We start from the raw sequence: 17,596 nt of genomic DNA on the forward strand, positions 1-17,596 counted from the left end.
ATTTACAGATAATTTGAACATGGCTTGCTTACTCTGCTTTCATCTTTAACCAGCCAAATACCTGTTCTACTGTCAACTCTAAATCAATACCATCTAAAACAGCCAAGCTATCTTCTCTATGACAGAATTCTGGTTGTTGATTTGGTTTAAATACTAGAATTGAGCGGTCATCAGGATCAATCAACCATCCTAGCTGAAAACCATATTTTAGGCAGTGCAATATATTGCTTGTAACTCGATTGGAACTGTGATCTGGAGAGAGAATTTCAATTGTCCAATTAGGAGCAATTTGTACATCATCTACAGGTTCTCCGTTCTCGTCAAACTCAATTTGTTGCCAACGAATAACCGCCACATCTGGAACAATTGACCGACCACCAAAAGTACAACGTAACTCTGGAAAAGCATAAGCTATTTGCCTCTCCTCTGTGACTTCATTAATCCCATTAATCAACTTAGCCTGAAGTCGGGAGTGGTGGGTTTTCGGCATTGGTTTCTGGATAATCTCACCATCAATATAAATGCTTGCAGGCTTTGTTTCTGGTAACTTCAGAAACTCCTCTAGGGTTAGGGATGCGGATTTTGCAACATTCATGACTTCTGCTATTTGGAAAGTCCTATATCCAGTTTATCAACGTTCGCCACTAGCTGGATACAAGAAGGCGATCGCTTATACATAGCACTAACCCAAGTTGCTAGTTATCAAAAAGTGGCTTTACTTAAGTAAAATATTTTATTTTTTGGTATTTAGCAATACTTAAAAACTAGCTTTTTTTATCATATCTGATGCAGTTTATGGACACTAACTAGCAACTTACGTTATTAGATGTTTGTATCAAGACTGTGTTCCAAAATTTATCTTTTACAGACTTTTTATACGCCATAGTAGCTTTGCTACGGGATTGAGCAGAAGGTGCATTTGTAAGCACAACTTCGCGATGTAATTAACGGCAGGATGCAGTCCGGTGCAAAGTATCGGTCTAACGAGAAATCATCGCTTACAGACCCGACCCTACCCACTTGATTGCAAGTGTCGGAACTCTCCTGGAGATAAATTATACCAACGCTTAAAAGCACGATCAAAGCTGCTAGTCTCCGAAAACCCTAGAAGAAATGCTACTTCGCAGATTGCCATGTCTAAGTTTCGCAGATAATAAACAGACAATTCTCGTCGGATCTCGTCTAACACCTCTCGGTATGAAGTGCCTGCCTCTCGTAGTTGCCGCTGTAGGGTACGAGGGACAATACCTAAACGGGTTGAAACCCTCTCAGATCCTACATTTCCTTTGTGCAGTTCTTCAATAATCACTGCTCGAACCTTGTCTGGAAAGGTGGTGGCTGGAGGGAATCTCTTCAGTAAATCTTCGCCATAGCGTTTCAAGACAGCACATAGTCCTGGTTGTGCTTGCAACATTGGCATATCGAGAAGTTCTCGATCCATTTGAATAAAGTCAACTGGCTGGTTAAACTCCAAAGGGCAGCGAAACTTCTGCTGATACGCCGTCAAGTTTTTGGGTAAAGAATGGCGAAAGCCGACCGTTATGGGTGTCCAGTTTACCCCAGTCGTGTCTCGGGTTCTTTGAAGCAGGTTGGCAAGCGCCCATTGGCTGTAAGCAGATATTGGCACCGGATCGGTTGGGATATTATAGGTAATTTGGGCAATCGACCCTTGAGTTTCAAGTTTTAGTTCGATTCCTTCGTTCATCAATCTGCGATAGCGAATCGAGCATGTTATCGCTTCGCCCAAGTTGGGACTGCTCTGTATAATGTAGCCTAGCAAGTCAAACGTGCCTACGTCAGCAAAGTCTACAAGTTGCAGTCCAACATCAGATTGACCGGAACGTTGAGTGATTTCTTGCCAGATGTTTCGGTATTGATCTTGAGTTATGTAAGCATCAATATCGCTGAGGATAGACGGCTCAAGTCCAGTAGTCACCAGTATTGCATCGCCATCCAGGTTCAGTTGATCCGCTGCCTCTAAAATTCCTCTGATTAATTTAATCGAAACTCTATTCATGTATTTTTGAAGTCATAAGTACTATCTATTTATAAATATAATTACGTACACACAAAACTGAGGGACATGTATGGGGCACTTAAGTCAATTTTCTGTCGCATTTGGATAACAAACAAATTCATAGAATTGTGGAAAATAGCATCTGATCAGCTGTTTATTTTATTACGTACAGAAAGTGAAAGTAGTTGTTGACTTGAATATATGTCAGGGGTACGGACAATGCTGCTATGAGGCACCTGATAGTTTCAAACTAAAAGGTCCAGAAATTCTCGTTTACGATTATGCACCCGATAAACGACTGCGTGGTGATATCGAGCGAGCTGCACAATCGTGTCCAGTGCGAGCAATTAGCGTGGAAATGGACGATCAGCAGGAGGCAGAAAATGACTGAAGAACGAATTGTGATTGTTGGTGCTTCTCTGGCAGGGTTGCGAGGGGCTGAGGCATTACGCTCTGCGGGTTTTCAAGGGAAATTGACGCTTGTAGGCGACGAGAAGAATGCACCCTATGACCGCCCACCGCTCTCAAAGCACTTACTCACCGGAGAAATCCCTGCTAGCCTACCCGCCCTGCCAAACCCCTATCAATTGAATGCTGAGTGGCATTTGGGTGTGGCGGCTACGGGCCTTGACACCAAAAATAGAACTGTAGAACTCGCAAACAGCGATCGCCTCCCCTTCGATCAACTCTTAATCACAACCGGCACACGCGCACGACCTTGGTCAAACCCTTCAGAAGCTGCCCTTGATGGGGTGTTTCTCATCCGCAACTTTGAAGATGCAGTTAAGCTGCGAGAAAAGCTAGCGACAAAGCCTCAGCGCGTCCTGATTATTGGCGGCGGCTTCATTGGGTGTGAGGTTGCTTCCTGCTGCCGCGAACTGGGTTTGCCTGTAACGCTTATACAGCGAAGAGCACTACTTGTCCATGCCCTCGGTAAAGCGATCGGCGATATCGTGGCCCAGATGCAGCGTGAGGCTGGTGTTGACCTGCGACTCGGTGTTTCCGTCTCCAAAATCGAAGGCAATTCCCAGGGACAGGTTCAGCGTGTTCATTTATCGGATGGTGCTGTGATCGACACTGATTTAGTGGTTGTGGCGCTCGGTGCTGTCCGCAACGTCGAGTGGTTGCTTGAGTCGGGTCTGGCTGTAAGTCAGCGTGGGGTGCGCTGTGACCAATTCTGCCAAGTTCTTGATCCGTCCGGCGCAGTCGTCGAGGGCATTTTTGTCGCTGGAGACGTAGCTCAGTGGCCCCACCCACTTTATGACAATCGCGTCATCGCGATCGAACACTGGGGAAATGCCGTCGTGCAAGCGCAGACAGCAGCTTACAATATGGTTGCCAAAACTGCTGAGACGATGCGCGTTCACGATCACTTGCCAGACTTCTGGTCAAGCCAGTTCGGTGTGAACATTAAACTGATTGGGCTTCCAGAAACTGCTGATCAGCTTGTCTTCACCCAAGGTTTAGCCAAGGATCACAAGTTTATTGCTGCCTATGGAGAAGCAGGACGCACAATTGCCGTCGTCAGCTTTAACTCAGCCCGGTGGTTGCCTGCCTACAGAAAAGAGATCAACAAACCCTTTCCGCCGATGCAGGGAGCGCTCGAGCAATTTGATTGCTCGCCCATCGCTCCGGAATTTGCTTCGTCTCATCAGACGTAGTCAAAGAATTCATCCATTGCCAGTATTACTTAAACAGAGAAAGAACAGGTCAAATGAATAACGGAAATCTATTCGCTCAGGTTCTCAAGTATGAAAACCGACACAATCCCTATCCCCTTTATGCCCAACTCAGGGAAACGCCTGTGTCCGTACAGGATGATGGCACCTATGTTGTCAGTACCCACGCAGAGATTCGATCGCTACTGTTCGACCCACGGGTTAGCTCAGATGAAGAAAAGAACCTTGCCTCTAAAAGTGGTTCAGAGGTGTCTACAAGCAATGAGCACTCAAGCCAAGAAGAGCTCCGATCATTCGGCACTTTCGATCCTCCCGACCATGATCGCTTGCGTAGCATTGTGGTAAACCAATTTACGGCGGAGCGCATTTATGGTATACGTTCGGGGGTAGAGGAACTGGTGAAAGATGAGCTTGACAAATGCCGCAAACGCGATCAAATCGATATCGTCGATGACTTTGCTTACCCTTTGCCAGTCACGGTTATTTGCAAAATCCTGGGAGTCCCGTTTGAGGATCAACAATTCTTTCATGAGCAGTCAACTATATTCGCCGCCTCGGTTGACCCCGATCAGGCTGGGGAAAACAAACGTAAAAAGAGAGAGGCTCAAAAGCAAGTGGGCGACTATATGCACAAGCATATTCAGAACCTTCGCCAACATCCTGGTAAGGATCTACTGTCAGCGATCATGGCCAACGGCGATATGGAAGCGGGGCAAATCAATGAACAAGAGTTGGTTGCCATATCTATTATGCTGCTAATCGCGGGTCATGAAACAACCGTGAATTTGATTACGAATGGGATGTTGACGTTGCTTCGCTACCCTGAGCATTTAGAACGGCTACACCAAGATCCAGATCTAGCGCCAAGATTTGTCCAAGAAGTACTCCGTTTCGAGCCACCTGTGCAATTCCGTACCCGCACAACGCTGGCAGATATTGAGATCGCTGGTACTGTCATTCCTAAGGGCGTTCCGCTAGTACTTATGTTGGCCTCTGGCAACCGAGATCCACTCCAATTTAACGACCCCGATCGATTTGACCCCGATCGTCAGAATAACCAACACTTCGGTTTTGGCGGCAGTTTACACTCGTGCATTGGCGCACCCATCGCCAGGCTTGAGGCTGAATTGGCTTTCAGGGCGCTGGCACAGCGACTCCAGTCCCCACGTCTTGTCGAGGACGTGCCTGAATATCGGCAAGGTGCATCATTACGGGGACCAAGACACCTGCTTGTCAAAGTTGATGCTGTTACTGATGCATAACGAAAGCGGATGACTCAGTTCAAAGAGCAATTTTTACACAAGAAGATTTGTCATGACTAGCGATTTGCAATTCCGACCCACAGATCCACAATTCCTGCTCAATCCTTATCCAAGGCTTGCTAAAATGCGTCGGGAAGCGCCTGTTTTCTATGACAAAGAGCAGCAATGTTGGATGATATTTTGCTATGACATGTGGAACGAGTATTAACCCAAGTTGCTAGTTATAAATTCAGGCGATATGCATAGCGTCAAGCCAAGGGCTTATCGCTAAGAGCACTTTAAGCAATAAAATCCCCTCCAGAGAGAAAAGTTAGGAGGGGAATATGCTTAATGAAACAATTTCCATCTATGCTATCATTGACGAACTATTGAAGGCGATGCCTGCGGCGGGCTACGCCTACGCCCACCAAGAAGACTTGGGACTTATTGATTGCTCATCAGTACGATCGCACCCGCATATGGAAATCTGGAGAAATTCAGTTGATGAAGCAACTTGCAACCCAGGTTGCGATCGCCATCCAACATCAGAACTTTACAAACAACTGCAAACACTCAACGCTGAATTAGAACACCGCGTTCAACAGCGGACTCAAGAGTTCGTTTTTAATGTCAGGGGACGCATTGGCATTGTCAGCACACGCGTTGGCATTGTCAAGGAACGCATTGGCATTGTCAGCACACGCGTTGGCATTGGAGGGTATTGCCAAATTTAATTCGCTACAAATGTAACGAAATGCTGTACCAAGTAGTATTGGAGATTCCTCAAACCAGCCTTTGGTAAAGAATTGTAATCCAAAATCCCAAATCTAAAACCCAAAATTAGTATGAGTCCCTGACTACGGTAGTCTAGATGAGAGTGAATTTATCGCCTGCGATATTATATTGTTTTATGACTTCAGTTGTTTCTAGTCCCCCACGCACTATTCGCATTGGTTCACGCAAAAGCCAACTTGCTCTGGTTCAGACCTACTGGGTACAAGAGCAACTCCAGAAAAGCTTTCCTGATATTACTTTTGAAGTCCACACCATGTCTACCCAAGGCGATAAAATCCTGGATGTAGCATTAGCTAAGATTGGCGATAAAGGACTTTTTACTAAAGAACTTGAACTCGGAATGCTCAATCAGGAGATCGACTTTGCGGTTCATTCCCTCAAGGATCTACCGACTCACTTACCAGAAGGGTTAACACTGGCAGCAATTACTGAACGGGAAAATCCAGCAGATGCATTAGTGGTGCATGAAAAGCACAAAGATAAACAAATCGATACTTTGCCCGAAGGTGCTGTAATCGGTACATCTTCACTGCGGCGGTTAGCACAGTTACGCCACCACTTCCCTCACTTTACATTTAAAGATGTGCGGGGAAACTTGATTACACGGTTGGCAAAACTGGATGCAGGCGAATACGATGCTTTGATTTTGGCAGCAGCAGGGTTAGAGAGATTGGGAATGGGCGATCGCGTTCATCAAATTCTCCCCGCAAATATCTCTCTCCACGCGGTTGGACAAGGAGCCTTGGGTATAGAATGCCGGGCTGATGATAGTGAATTGCTATCTCTACTCAAAGCGATCGAACATCCCCAAACACGCGATCGCTGTCTCGCCGAACGCTCTTTTCTACGCTCTCTAGAGGGCGGCTGTCAAGTACCTATTGGTGTAAATACACAAATATCTGGTGATAATTTGACCTTAACAGGGATAGTCGCCAGTGTAGATGGTCAAAAGCTGGTAAAAGATACCGTCACAGGCATTGCCAACAATGCCGAAGGGCTAGGCATAGAACTAGCAGAACTGTTGCGGCAACACGGAGCGCAAGAAATTTTGTCAGAAATTTTTGCGGTGATTCAGCGTGGTTCCTAAGCAATTGGGCAAGCCGATGTGATTAGATAAGAATTGATCGCCGTTGCACTCTCATATGTGCCAGACGCCACAAATCGCGTTGGTCGGGGTCATAAAGTTAATTTGACAATCTCAGGGAAGCAAAAATTACCATGCGGATTCTATTTGTTGCAGCAGAGGCAGCACCTATTGCGAAAGTAGGAGGAATGGGTGATGTTGTCGGGGCATTACCCAAAGTCCTGAGAGAAATGGGGCATGATGTACGGATATTCTTGCCTTACTACGGCTTCCTGCCAGACAAAATGGAAATTCCCTATGAACCCATCTGGTGGGGAGATGCCATGTTCCAGCACTTTGCAGTATACGAAAGTGTTCTGCCTGGTACTGATGTCCAATTGTACTTATTCGGACATCCCGCCTTCATGCCCCGCCGTATTTATTCTGGAGAAGATGAAGATTGGCGGTTCACTTTGTTTGCAAATGGTGCAGCCGAGTTTGCCTGGAATTACTGGAAGCCAGAAATTATCCATTGCCACGATTGGCACACGGGGATGATTCCCGTGTGGATGCACCAAGATCCTGATATCAGCACAGTGTTTACCATTCATAATCTGGCTTATCAAGGGCCGTGGCGTTGGTATTTAGAGAGAATTACTTGGTGTCCCTGGTATATGCAAGGACACAACACAATGGCAGCGGCGGTGCAATTTGCCGATAAGGTAAATACAGTTTCGCCTACCTATGCTGAACAAATTAAGACACCTGCTTACGGTGAAACATTAGAAGGTTTGCTGTCCTTTATTAGCGGGAAATTATCTGGGATTATCAACGGTATTGATACTGAAGTTTATAATCCAGAAAATGACAAATATATTACTCAAACCTTCACTGCTGATAGTTTAAATAAACGCAAGCCCAACAAAATTGCTTTGCAAGAAGAACTAGGGTTACAAGTCAACTCCAAAGCCTTTTTTATTGGCATTGTGACGCGATTAGTGGAACAAAAAGGCATTGATTTGATATTACAAATCCTTGATCGCTTTCTATCTTATACAGATTCACAGTTTGTACTGTTAGGAACAGGCGATCGCTACTATGAAACTCAGATGTGGCAATTAGCATCCCGCTTTCCCGGACGCATGGCAACTTACTTACTGTATAACGATGCCCTGTCTCGTCGCATCTACGCTGGTACTGATGCTTTCTTAATGCCTAGTCGTTTTGAACCATGCGGTATTAGCCAAATGATGGCTTTGCGCTACGGTTCTGTACCTATTGTCCGCCGCACAGGTGGATTAGTTGACACCGTAACCCATCACGACCCCGAAAATGCCACAGGTACAGGTTATTGCTTTGATCGCTATGAACCGCTAGACCTTTTCACCTCTATGATCCGGGCTTGGGAAGGCTTCCGTTTCAAACCGCAATGGCAAGAACTACAAAAACGGGGCATGAGTCAAAATTTTAGTTGGTATCAATCTGCCAAACAGTACGTGAAGTTATACAGGTCAATTTACGGTTTGCCAGAAGAAGAGGAGAAGACACCAGAACCAGAGTTAGTTTTAAACGAAGCAGTCGCCAGTAGCAAGTCCTAAACTGCCAAGGGCGTACATCTGTATGCCTCTACTCCCATCACTGATAAGTTAACGTAAGTTCGACAAACCTCTCCCTGCCTTGAACTAAAGTTCAAGTCTGTCCCTCTTTGAGTCTGAGAGGGACAGGTTTTGCGTACTAAAACCAGGCAGAGGTCTTTTGATTTGACTAATTAGGCGGACACCATCTAACCCGTCGAACTCACGTTAATCCCCTAAGAGCTTGCAAAGCTACGGTGTACACACAAGTCTTTTGACCTGCAATGGCATTGTATCGGCTGACAATGCCAAGGTATCGACTAACAATGGCATTGTGTTGACTGACAATGCTATTGTGTTGACTGACAATGCCATTGTATCGACTAACAATGGCATTGTATCGGCTGACAATGCTAAGGTATCGACAATTATCTAGACTTAATAGAACTCCTAACTTCTAACTCCTAACTATTGAGTACTCGTCGCTTTCGCCTTAATTAACCAGTCACCATCGTGAGCGCAAATTTCCCGACCAGACGAGTCTCCTAAGTGGTCTAGCGCCCATAAACAAGCGTATTTCAAGTCCCAAATCGGTGTATTTAGGCAAGTTTTAAGTTCAACAATTGCTCGTAAATCACCCAATTCACCAAGAGCGATCGCACAAGCAGCACGAGATTTATGAAACTGAGGTTCGCGATTGTACAGGTTTTCTACTAACAAATCATAGGCGGGAGCATATTTTAGCCAGCCGAAAAGTTTCATCACATGATAATGAGCGCCATAATCGTTATATGCCTTGTCAGAATAAGTTGCTAGAAGTGCTGCTGGTGCTTCTTGTGCATAGATATCCAGTAAGGTTTTTGTCGCTAAATAACACCGTCCAAAATCGGTTTCGTAGAGTTCATTAATGACAAAATCTAGAACAGGGGTAGCGTCATACTCATGTACTAAATCAAGGTCGTTGGGATGATCGTAGAGTACTTGCTCTAGATAAGGTTGAATTTCTGTGAAGGTAATTTCACCACTGGAGACGCCTGCATCCAAAAGCATCCGCAATCCTCGCAACCGGAACACTAAAGATACAGGACAACGGGCAATTTCTGGAATTGCTTTGTAATAGTGTGAATCAATCAGGTCTTGAATGCAACCGCGCCGGGCATTAACGCTGGAACTTTGTAACAGCGCCATCACCTCAGTGATTTGGGAATAGTCACCTGTAAAACGACAAACTGTAGCGATCGCTGCACTACGGGTAGGTTCATCCTCAGCTTGGGTAAATTTCCGAACACGTTCTAGGGACGCCTGATAGTTAGCGTTAGCTAGGGTGTGAATAATCACCCGATAGATTTGACCTGGTTTATCGAGTAGTTGCGCCACTTCTTCAAGGATTTCTGGATCTTTAGTGCCGATTTCGCCGATCGCCCACACGCTATTTTCAACAGTATAAATATCATCATCTTTAAGGCACTGCCGAATTACAGGTAAAGCTGATTCCACCTGCAATCGCCCCAGACTTTCCACAGCCTTGCGGCGGACAATCCGGTGGTCTAACTCTTTGGGGTTACTGGTTTCAATCGCCCGTACCAAAGCCGCGATCGATTGCTCAGTGGGATAATTAATCAGATGGGAAACAGCAATATACTTATCAGAAGCGTCTTCGAGTTGTTCTAATGGTGTATCGATAATTGCGATCGCTTGATCTTCTGTTAGCCCAAACATTTTAAAAAAACGTTTATCCATTGATCTGTAAATGGCTTTTGAATAATTGCTCAGATGTCACGTTTACTATCGTACTAGGGACTGGGGACTGGGAAATAGCAGTAAGTGGCAAAAAAATTTACAAGTATGTAAGGAAAAGTTAACCAGTTTAATGAGAGTTAAATTTAACACGTTGCGTACTGTAGTTTCCTGTTTCTCCCCTAGCTTGAACACCATATACACTTTGATGTGCAGTTCGTACCATTGATTTAGAACCTAGAAAGTGGTGCGATCGCCTGAAATAAAATACAGGTATTTTTGTAGTAGCATAATAAACATCGCTAACAGGATAATTTTTAAAATTGTTGGAGATAATAATATGAATAACGATCCAAATGACCGGGATTTGGAACAAAAACAATCTCAAGGAGTTAATTCTGAAGTTACAGAGTTAGAAGCTTTACGGTCTGAATTACGCGAATTAAAAGAAGAAATTAAGAATAAACAACAGATTACAAGTGGCGACATAGCGCAAGGTGTAGCTGGAGGTATTATGAAAGTAATCGGTACTTTTGTAGGGCTGTACTTTGTTTTAGTTTTCATTGTTATCTTATTTTCAGCAGTTACAAGTTATCTTAATGAACACAATTCGCCTAGTCCAACAATTACCTTACCACCGCCTTAATAGGGTGTAATTTAATAAAGAAATATTTCCAGTTAAAACGTTTTTCTGTTTGGTTCATTGCTGCGCTCGACAAGTATTCGATTCATGAGATATTTGGCAAACAGTTGAAAGTGGAGATCATGCCACAGATCGATGCGTAATTGTCCCAACTTTGAAACTAGTACATATAATACTTGATTGGGTGTCCACCCTTCGGGTTCGCAGTCGCCTTCGGAGGGAAATCCTCCCGCAGCGCTGTCTCACTATGTTGTTGGATCATTGAGCTTAAACTGCGTTCCCTTATATTGGTTTTAGTCTAAACTCCAGTAGTTAGGTTGGAGTTGAGGTCAAAATAAAATAAAATTCCCTCACTGAGCTACTAGGTGAGAGTTGCGATGTCTAACGATAGGTTGAAGAAGCGTCTACGCAGCCATTTGAGAATGATAGGAGTTCTATATGAATGATTATTTAGATGATTACGAATTTAATAACCTCGATTTTTACAGAAAAAATCATGGGTTACAGATTTATTACAACTGGTCTGGGGAAATTTGGTGGCAAGAAACACAAGACTTACCAAAAGAAAAATTGTTCTCTATTATTGGGATGAATGCTACCAAAGTATTTCTCAAACCTGATCCTGAACACGGTGAAGTTGGGTATCGAATCAATAGAGAGTTAGGTTTATTTTGTGACCCGGATACGCAAGAGATTCTCCATTTTTGGAAATCACCAACAGCAAGTCAAGCAGTACCAGTAGTCCACATTGCTAACCGCATTGTCCAAGGCTCAGTCAAACCAAAGAAATTTGTCATACCCAAAGGCAGCGGATATATTACCTCTGTGATGGAAATTCCTTTAGAATACCCGCATCCCTTAGCAGGAGATAGTAAATATTTAGACTATTGCCCTGGAGAAAAGTTTAAGGGAGTTGAGTACTTTATATCAAATACTTGCCGACCCGATGCAACTGAAGTCCCTCCTGCTAAGTGGGCCAGGGACTGTCCTTGGTTGCCCTGGATGAAGTTAGGATATGCTCATCCAGCTAAATTAAGATTTGAAACAATAATATTTAGAGTAGATTCTTTTGAGCAGCTTCATCCTAACTTGGTCAAGCTGGTGAGAGAAAAAGTACCAATTTATGAATTCACCCCGACGGAAAGTGATGAGCCGAATATGACCAGCATTCAATACTTTAAGAAAAACTTTGAGTCCTACTTGCGAGGAGATATTTTCCCACTAGAGGAAACTTCTTGAACGGTTTTTGAACGGTACTAGACCATGCTAACGCGATGTCTACAACGGGCTATGACGCTCGTTCGCGTAGCGTGTCGCAGACAAGACTCGCTATCGGCATCGCACTTTCAATTCAAAAAAGCCTAAAAGACTTATCAGAACTTGCATCGAAGGCTGTAGTTTGGTTCGACTTTTAAAGATTTCCGCCAAAAACCTTTACCAGTGGTAACGTGATCTGAGAAAATCGGAATATATGCATTAGTCAGTTATTAGTTAGTTGCCTCTTGCCAATTGTTCAGTTCTATGTAACAGCTAAGTGCTGGTCTCTAGCGAGTAACCAAATATAAACGATAGGAAATACTGACCAGACATCATTTATATAAACACGCATTTAGGAAACAAAAGTTATGGATGAAGCCTCAGATTTCACAACAACCGATAACCCAACTGCTCAAGATGTAGCAGAAATTATTGCAGAACTTGAGCAGTATCGGGAACGTCTAGTTCAAGAAACTATGGAAACAGCAAAACGGGCTAAGTTGATGAGAGTAAATGTTATGGCAAAACTGGAGCCTGAGCTTGCCAAGATTGATTCAGCCCTCCAGGAACTCCGTAATCACCAAGCTGCCCTGAACCTCACCAATTAGTAATCCATCTTGATAATTTAGTTATAAGTCATATGCTCAACTCCAAAACTCAATCCGGGGAGGATTCGTTAAATCTGTCTCAGGCAGAAACTGATGCTTTATTTGCAGTGGTGAGTGAGCAATTAAGCTTAAACACCTTCAACCGTGATGACCAAGACTTACTCAAGCAGATGATTGAGAGTATGGGAGACTCACGGGGGATGGTTAGGTTGAGTTTTGCAGAGGCATTGGGTAAAATTGGTAAACCAGCGACCCCTTTATTGATGGAAGCTGTAGCAAATCACCCAAACCCAGTTGTGCGGCGAGCTAGCACCAAAACCCTGACACTGATCGCTGACCCGATCGCAATTCCAACCTTGGTTAAGGCTCTGTTAAATGATGAAGATACAGTGGTCAAAGCCTCATCAGTGGGAGCGCTAGCCAAGATAGGTAATGCCGCTGTGCCAGCATTACTAAAAATCTTAGCGTCAAGCGAGTATCCAGAAAGTGCCAAAGGATATGCAGTATGGGCGTTGGGATTTATTGGAGCAGAGGCGAAGGAGCACTTATATCGGGAGATTAACTCAGATTCGGCTGAAGTTCGCGCTGCGGTGGTGGGTGCGATCGCTAAAATAGCTGAAGAAGGTACCCAAGAAGGAGCATTTAATATTTTAGTTAATGCCCTCACCGATCCATCTGAAATTGTACGGTGTGAAGCGGCATCTGCTTTGGGCAGCCTGACCTATCGACCAGCGACTCCTAACCTCATTGAGTTACTGGATCATGCCGATTGGGAAACTCGAAAAGCGGCAGCTCTAGCATTGATGAAGATTGGCGATCGCACTTCCTTAGAACCCCTGCAAGCCGCATTAACCAAGGAAGGGGAAGCGGGAGTTCAGGCAGTGTTCAAGTTGGCGATTTCTCAAATTGAGAGACAGTTAGAGGAAGATGCTTGGGAATAGAGCGATGCACATTTACTATCACTAATTTTGAACTGATTCCTGTAAAATTATTGGTAATAATCGCATTAATCCAATCATCAGTCGCCAACTATGACTATTGATGGTAGTGGTGTGCAACCCTTATGGACTATAGAATTTCAAAAAAACGACAGAATTTTGGGATTGACATCTAAATCTCTGCTGATTTGTAAGCAAGGTTTTTTCTAAAAACAGATGAAGCTATGAAGCCAGATTTAAGTTTTTTAGTTAAGGGCAATGACTAGCAGACTCTGCTTTATTTAGAAATCAACTCAGTATTGCAATTAGTGGTAAGACAAATTCTCAACTATCTGATCAAGGCACTACAAAGCAAATTTATTTGCAGAGCAAAGCAATTAAATTAATCACACTGCAACTAGCACCTATTTTGGCAGAACAAAGTAACTTGCAGCGATCGCTAAACTGAAAACTTCAAGCATTAACCGAATTCATCAAGCTAGAGAAACTCTAGAGTCTTGTTTAAAAAATCCGCCGTTATCACTGGAGTTAGCACACATGTAGGGGTGAGCGATGTCTTCTCTTTCAGAGACGCTATTGCGTAGCTTGCTTCCCCGTAGGGGTACGACAAGCCGCTTCTCTACCAAAGGTTACGCCAACACGTCTAGGCACTCTACAACACGGATTTTGAGAACTTTTTGGTACAACTGTATTTGGCTATTTTACCAGCAAATGCATGAAGTGGGCAGAACAGCTATTTAAACTATTATATGTTAATTCCCTTTGTCCATAATATCTGATAATTACTTGCAATTGCTGAGTCATCTCCTGTAAGATTTATTCTCAAATAGCTAATTACTAATCTCAATAAAAAAACAGCAAATAGTCGGTTTTTGAGAGTAATGCTCAGTGGGAATGTAGATGTTACGGTATAGAGGTGAAAAATGGTATTGAAGCAAATATTAAAGATTCTTTTGGTCACAAGCTCTATTTGGTTCTGCCTTACAATCAGTGCAACTGCTCAACAAGTACAAGATAAATCTGCGAACGCAAAAGTACTACGCAATTCCAAGGTGATTAAAGAAATTCCAAGACTTAGTGAAATAGAACTGACTAACACTAACGCTCAACAATTATTAGTGCAGTCACCAGCACCACCAAATACGCCAACTCCTGAAGTAGTCCAAGTCACAGCAGTTAAGGCAAATCCCACCACCAAAGGTGTGGAAGTGATTTTACAAACAACCAAAGGGGAACAGTTACAAGTTACTAATCGCAGTACTGGTAATAACTTTATTGCTGATATTCCCAATGCTCAACTGCGTTTACCTAATGGTGATGGGTTTACGTTTCGCTCTGAAAAACCACTTGGGGGAATTACTGAGATAACGGTGACTAACTTTGATGGCAATACAATCCGAGTGATAGTGATGGGGGAAGCTCTTGTACCAATTGTTGAGTTGTATGATAGTCCGAACGAGGGTTTGATTTTCAGCGTAGCGAGTACTGCACCAACGCAACAGGCGCAACCTCAAACACAACAGCCCCAAACACAACAGCCAGAAAACCAGACACAGCCAACTCAACCATCAGCATCGGGTGATGAACCAATTGAGTTGGTGGTTACAGGTGAGCAAGATGGATACAATTCATCCGATGCCTCAACTGCAACCAAAACCGATACCCCTTTACGCGACATTCCCCAGTCGATTCAAGTCATTCCCCGCCAAGTGATTGAAGATCAAAATGCGGTTCGTTTGACTGACATCGTTCGTAATGTGAGTGGTGTGGCACTTTCACAAACTGCTGGTGATCGCGCAGAAATTTACACAATTCGGGGATTCGATGCCAACGTTTACAAAAATGGTTTTCTTGATAGTGGTGAGGCCTCTCGCGGCTTTCGAGACAGCGCCAATATCGAACGAGTTGAAGTCCTTAAAGGGCCAGCATCGGTGTTGTTTGGACGCTTGGAACCTTCGGGTATCATCAATCTTGTCACCAAAAAGCCATTAGCCGAACCTTATTACAATTTAAGCTTTACCGTAGGTAGCTATAGTTTTTATCGCCCCACCCTAGATTTTTCCAGTCCATTAACCCAAGACGGAAAGTTGGGTTATCGTCTCAACATTGCCTACGAAAATTCTGGAAGTTTCCGCGACTTTGTCCACAAAGAAAGATTTTTTGTTGCTCCTGTACTGAGCTGGAAAATTGGTGACAAGACAAACCTGACGTTGGAAGGTGAATATCTCCACACCGAAAATCCTTATGATGATGGGCTATATCTAATTGGCGGTACGATCATTCCAAATATTCCGATTAGCCGCAATCTCAACGATCCCAGAAGTCGATTTGTTATAGATCAATCAAAAACTTACCTGACTCTCAATCATGAGTTTAATCAAAATTTATCCCTGCGTACTGCTTTTCGGGTGACTACTGCATCAGAAACACAAAATCGTTTTTCTCTTAGAGGATTTGCTGCCAGTAACGATGGAACTGTTGATCTTACCAGTACTGCCTATAATCAGTATTTTGAAACTTATTTTTTACAGAATGACTTAACTGCGAAATTCAAAACTGGCTCTATAAATCATACACTTTTGTTTGGTGTAGAGCTTGGTAAATTGTATGGGAGATTTCTGTATAATCTAGCCGATGCTGGTAGCTCAAATATTTTTAACCCTGTCTACAACTTTTCTTATGGTCCATATCGACGGTTTGTTGATAGAGCACAAAATAGTGATTCTTTCGGTGTTTACCTGCAAGATCAGATAGGTGTGTTTGATAATCTCAAACTCCTTGTGGGTGGCAGGTTTGACACTTATTATCAGGAAACGCCAAATTTCTTGAATGCCTCAACCACAGTCACAGATAACGATGCGTTTTCACCGCGTGTCGGAGTCGTTTACCAACCGACAAAAGAAATCTCACTGTTTGCTAACTATAGTCGCTCGTTTGTTCCTATGAGTGGTAGCAGTAAAAACGGTGATGCTTTTGTGCCTGAAAGGGGAACTGGATACGAAGTCGGCATCAAAGGAGACTTTTTAAATGGTCGCCTTTCTTCCACTTTAGCCTTATATACAGTTACTAAAACTAATGTCTCAACTGAAGATCCTAGCGATCGCAATTTTCAAATTCAGGTTGGTGAACAACGCGCTCGTGGAATTGAGTTAGATATTGCTGGAGAAATCTTATCTGGTTGGAAAGTCATTGCTTCCTACGCTTATACGGATGCAGAGGTCACTCAAGACAATACATATCCAGTTGGAAATGCTCTACGTGGTATACCCCGACATAGTGGCTCATTGTGGACAACTTATACCTTTCAAAAAGGAATATTAGAAGGGTTTGGTTTTGGTGGAGGCATCTTTGCAGCTACCGAAGCTTATGGAGAAATAGATAACTTATACACCGTACCTGGTTATGTCCGGACTGATGCAGTTATTTTCTATAAAAAGGATCGCTTGAGAGCATCTGTTAACTTCAAGAACTTATTTGATGTCAAATCTTTCGATGGCTCAACTGGGGGTGTAGTTGATCCGGCCGATCCGTTTACAGTTCAAGGAACGATTTCTTGGGAGTTATAAAATATCTTAGTAACTAACAGCTATTTGTTGCAATGTTTAGAGTTAATGGCAAGTGAGCATGTCGGCGTAGGGTGGCACATGGTGTTAAGGCAGATATTAAACATTGTTTTGCTTACAAGCTGTGTTTAGTTGTGCGTTCAATTTTTTCTCCCCTAACTTCACCCAAAGCGTGCAAGCTCCTCAGGAGTATCTACTTGCAATAAATCATTGCCGCTGTACTCTACAGTACATCGATTTGATTTTGTGAAATTGAGCGATCGCGTTGCTCCCGTCAAAGCACAACCTGTAAAGTTTGACTCAACCAAAGTTGATCAGAGCAATTATGGCTGGAGTAAATTGAAAATAACTATCATTAATAGTTTGAGACTCTGAAGATAGCTTTCAATTAACGGGACTTAAACAAAAATCAAGCCCAAATATAGCCCAAACTGGCTTTATAAGAAGCAAACAGGTCACGATTAAGAGTCAACCAATCAAA

The 17,596-nt window shown here is 43.5% G+C and carries 18 protein-coding genes; 14 read left to right on the plus strand and 4 right to left on the minus strand.

Features of this window, described 5'->3' with window-relative positions; translation table 11 throughout:
* Nucleotides 1-28: 28 nt before the first annotated feature.
* Nucleotides 29-595 (minus strand): Uma2 family endonuclease, encoded by a 567-nt coding sequence (locus V7L29_RS06290; RefSeq protein ID WP_334734887.1) that lies wholly within the window; start codon nt 593-595, stop codon nt 29-31.
* 417 nt (nt 596-1,012) lie between these two features.
* Nucleotides 1,013-2,017, minus strand: a complete 1,005-nt coding sequence (locus V7L29_RS06295) for an AraC family transcriptional regulator (RefSeq protein WP_334690200.1) — start codon at nt 2,015-2,017, stop codon at nt 1,013-1,015.
* 175 nt (nt 2,018-2,192) lie between these two features.
* On the opposite strand from V7L29_RS06295, the gene V7L29_RS06300 reads away from it, so the two are divergent.
* From V7L29_RS06300 to V7L29_RS06335, 8 genes are all read left to right on the plus strand, one after another.
* Nucleotides 2,193-2,408: a ferredoxin gene (locus tag V7L29_RS06300; protein WP_334690199.1), complete on the plus strand. Its 216-nt coding sequence runs from the start codon at nt 2,193-2,195 to the stop codon at nt 2,406-2,408.
* The gene (locus tag V7L29_RS06305; RefSeq protein WP_334690198.1) at nt 2,401-3,678 is read left to right on the plus strand and encodes an NAD(P)/FAD-dependent oxidoreductase; all 1,278 of its coding nucleotides are present in this window, start codon (nt 2,401-2,403) and stop codon (nt 3,676-3,678) included. The genes V7L29_RS06300 and V7L29_RS06305 overlap by 8 nt, the downstream gene beginning before the upstream one ends.
* A gap of 53 nt (nt 3,679-3,731) precedes the next feature.
* Complete coding sequence (locus V7L29_RS06310) at nt 3,732-4,958, plus strand: cytochrome P450 (protein ID WP_334734888.1); 1,227 nt, start codon at nt 3,732-3,734, stop codon at nt 4,956-4,958.
* A 52-nt stretch (nt 4,959-5,010) separates the two neighbouring features.
* On the plus strand, nt 5,011-5,166 hold the full coding sequence (locus V7L29_RS06315) for a hypothetical protein (protein ID WP_334734889.1): 156 nt from the start codon (nt 5,011-5,013) through the stop codon (nt 5,164-5,166).
* 115 nt (nt 5,167-5,281) lie between these two features.
* Nucleotides 5,282-5,671 carry a hypothetical protein gene (locus V7L29_RS06320; protein WP_334734890.1) on the plus strand — a complete coding sequence of 130 codons (390 nt, stop codon included), beginning with the start codon at nt 5,282-5,284 and terminating at the stop codon, nt 5,669-5,671.
* Between the two features lie 176 nt (nt 5,672-5,847).
* A complete protein-coding gene (gene hemC, locus V7L29_RS06325) occupies nt 5,848-6,819 on the plus strand; it encodes a hydroxymethylbilane synthase (RefSeq protein ID WP_334734891.1) in 972 nt (323 codons plus the stop codon).
* Nucleotides 6,820-6,950: 131 nt separating this feature from the next.
* The gene (gene glgA, locus V7L29_RS06330; protein ID WP_334734892.1) at nt 6,951-8,393 is read left to right on the plus strand and encodes a glycogen synthase GlgA; all 1,443 of its coding nucleotides are present in this window, start codon (nt 6,951-6,953) and stop codon (nt 8,391-8,393) included.
* Between the two features lie 250 nt (nt 8,394-8,643).
* Nucleotides 8,644-8,805, plus strand: a complete 162-nt coding sequence (locus V7L29_RS06335) for a hypothetical protein (protein ID WP_334690192.1) — start codon at nt 8,644-8,646, stop codon at nt 8,803-8,805.
* Between the two features lie 32 nt (nt 8,806-8,837).
* Here V7L29_RS06335 and V7L29_RS06340 read toward each other — a convergent pair whose 3' ends face one another.
* Entirely contained in the window at nt 8,838-10,109 is a 1,272-nt protein-coding gene (locus V7L29_RS06340) for a HEAT repeat domain-containing protein (protein ID WP_334734893.1), read from the minus strand.
* Nucleotides 10,110-10,446: 337 nt separating this feature from the next.
* On the opposite strand from V7L29_RS06340, the gene V7L29_RS06345 reads away from it, so the two are divergent.
* From V7L29_RS06345 to V7L29_RS06370, 6 genes are all read left to right on the plus strand, one after another.
* A complete protein-coding gene (locus V7L29_RS06345; RefSeq protein WP_334690190.1) occupies nt 10,447-10,752 on the plus strand; it encodes a hypothetical protein in 306 nt (101 codons plus the stop codon).
* 435 nt (nt 10,753-11,187) lie between these two features.
* Nucleotides 11,188-11,988 (plus strand): DUF1838 family protein, encoded by an 801-nt coding sequence (locus tag V7L29_RS06350; RefSeq protein WP_334690189.1) that lies wholly within the window; start codon nt 11,188-11,190, stop codon nt 11,986-11,988.
* 35 nt (nt 11,989-12,023) lie between these two features.
* A complete protein-coding gene (locus V7L29_RS06355) occupies nt 12,024-12,164 on the plus strand; it encodes a hypothetical protein (RefSeq protein WP_334734894.1) in 141 nt (46 codons plus the stop codon).
* 210 nt (nt 12,165-12,374) lie between these two features.
* Nucleotides 12,375-12,614 (plus strand): hypothetical protein, encoded by a 240-nt coding sequence (locus tag V7L29_RS06360; protein ID WP_334690188.1) that lies wholly within the window; start codon nt 12,375-12,377, stop codon nt 12,612-12,614.
* Between the two features lie 32 nt (nt 12,615-12,646).
* Nucleotides 12,647-13,555, plus strand: coding sequence for a HEAT repeat domain-containing protein (locus tag V7L29_RS06365; RefSeq protein ID WP_334690187.1), 909 nt, complete (start codon nt 12,647-12,649; stop codon nt 13,553-13,555).
* A 920-nt stretch (nt 13,556-14,475) separates the two neighbouring features.
* Nucleotides 14,476-17,118, plus strand: a complete 2,643-nt coding sequence (locus V7L29_RS06370; protein WP_334734895.1) for a TonB-dependent siderophore receptor — start codon at nt 14,476-14,478, stop codon at nt 17,116-17,118.
* A gap of 158 nt (nt 17,119-17,276) precedes the next feature.
* On the opposite strand, the gene V7L29_RS06375 is transcribed toward V7L29_RS06370, so the two are convergent.
* A complete protein-coding gene (locus V7L29_RS06375; protein WP_334734896.1) occupies nt 17,277-17,423 on the minus strand; it encodes a hypothetical protein in 147 nt (48 codons plus the stop codon).
* Nucleotides 17,424-17,596: the final 173 nt, after the last annotated feature.

Origin of the sequence: Nostoc sp., assembly GCF_036916575.1 — a bacterium.
Lineage (GTDB): Bacteria > Cyanobacteriota > Cyanobacteriia > Cyanobacteriales > Nostocaceae > Nostoc.

Excerpts from the sequence above, each read along its gene's own strand:
- V7L29_RS06340 (WP_334734893.1), bottom strand. The coding sequence starts at position 10,109 with ATGGATAAACGTTTTTTTAAAATGTTTGGGCTAACAGAAGATCAAGCG.
- glgA (WP_334734892.1), top strand. The coding sequence starts at position 6,951 with ATGCGGATTCTATTTGTTGCAGCAGAGGCAGCACCTATTGCGAAAGTA.
- V7L29_RS06305 (WP_334690198.1), top strand. The coding sequence starts at position 2,401 with ATGACTGAAGAACGAATTGTGATTGTTGGTGCTTCTCTGGCAGGGTTG.
- V7L29_RS06365 (WP_334690187.1), top strand. The coding sequence starts at position 12,647 with ATGCTCAACTCCAAAACTCAATCCGGGGAGGATTCGTTAAATCTGTCT.
- V7L29_RS06360 (WP_334690188.1), top strand. The coding sequence starts at position 12,375 with ATGGATGAAGCCTCAGATTTCACAACAACCGATAACCCAACTGCTCAA.
- V7L29_RS06370 (WP_334734895.1), top strand. The coding sequence starts at position 14,476 with ATGGTATTGAAGCAAATATTAAAGATTCTTTTGGTCACAAGCTCTATT.
- V7L29_RS06320 (WP_334734890.1), top strand. The coding sequence starts at position 5,282 with ATGCTTAATGAAACAATTTCCATCTATGCTATCATTGACGAACTATTG.
- V7L29_RS06350 (WP_334690189.1), top strand. The coding sequence starts at position 11,188 with ATGAATGATTATTTAGATGATTACGAATTTAATAACCTCGATTTTTAC.
- V7L29_RS06345 (WP_334690190.1), top strand. The coding sequence starts at position 10,447 with ATGAATAACGATCCAAATGACCGGGATTTGGAACAAAAACAATCTCAA.
- V7L29_RS06315 (WP_334734889.1), top strand. The coding sequence starts at position 5,011 with ATGACTAGCGATTTGCAATTCCGACCCACAGATCCACAATTCCTGCTC.
- V7L29_RS06295 (WP_334690200.1), bottom strand. The coding sequence starts at position 2,017 with ATGAATAGAGTTTCGATTAAATTAATCAGAGGAATTTTAGAGGCAGCG.
- V7L29_RS06310 (WP_334734888.1), top strand. The coding sequence starts at position 3,732 with ATGAATAACGGAAATCTATTCGCTCAGGTTCTCAAGTATGAAAACCGA.
- V7L29_RS06290 (WP_334734887.1), bottom strand. The coding sequence starts at position 595 with ATGAATGTTGCAAAATCCGCATCCCTAACCCTAGAGGAGTTTCTGAAG.
- hemC (WP_334734891.1), top strand. The coding sequence starts at position 5,848 with ATGACTTCAGTTGTTTCTAGTCCCCCACGCACTATTCGCATTGGTTCA.
- V7L29_RS06355 (WP_334734894.1), top strand. The coding sequence starts at position 12,024 with ATGTCTACAACGGGCTATGACGCTCGTTCGCGTAGCGTGTCGCAGACA.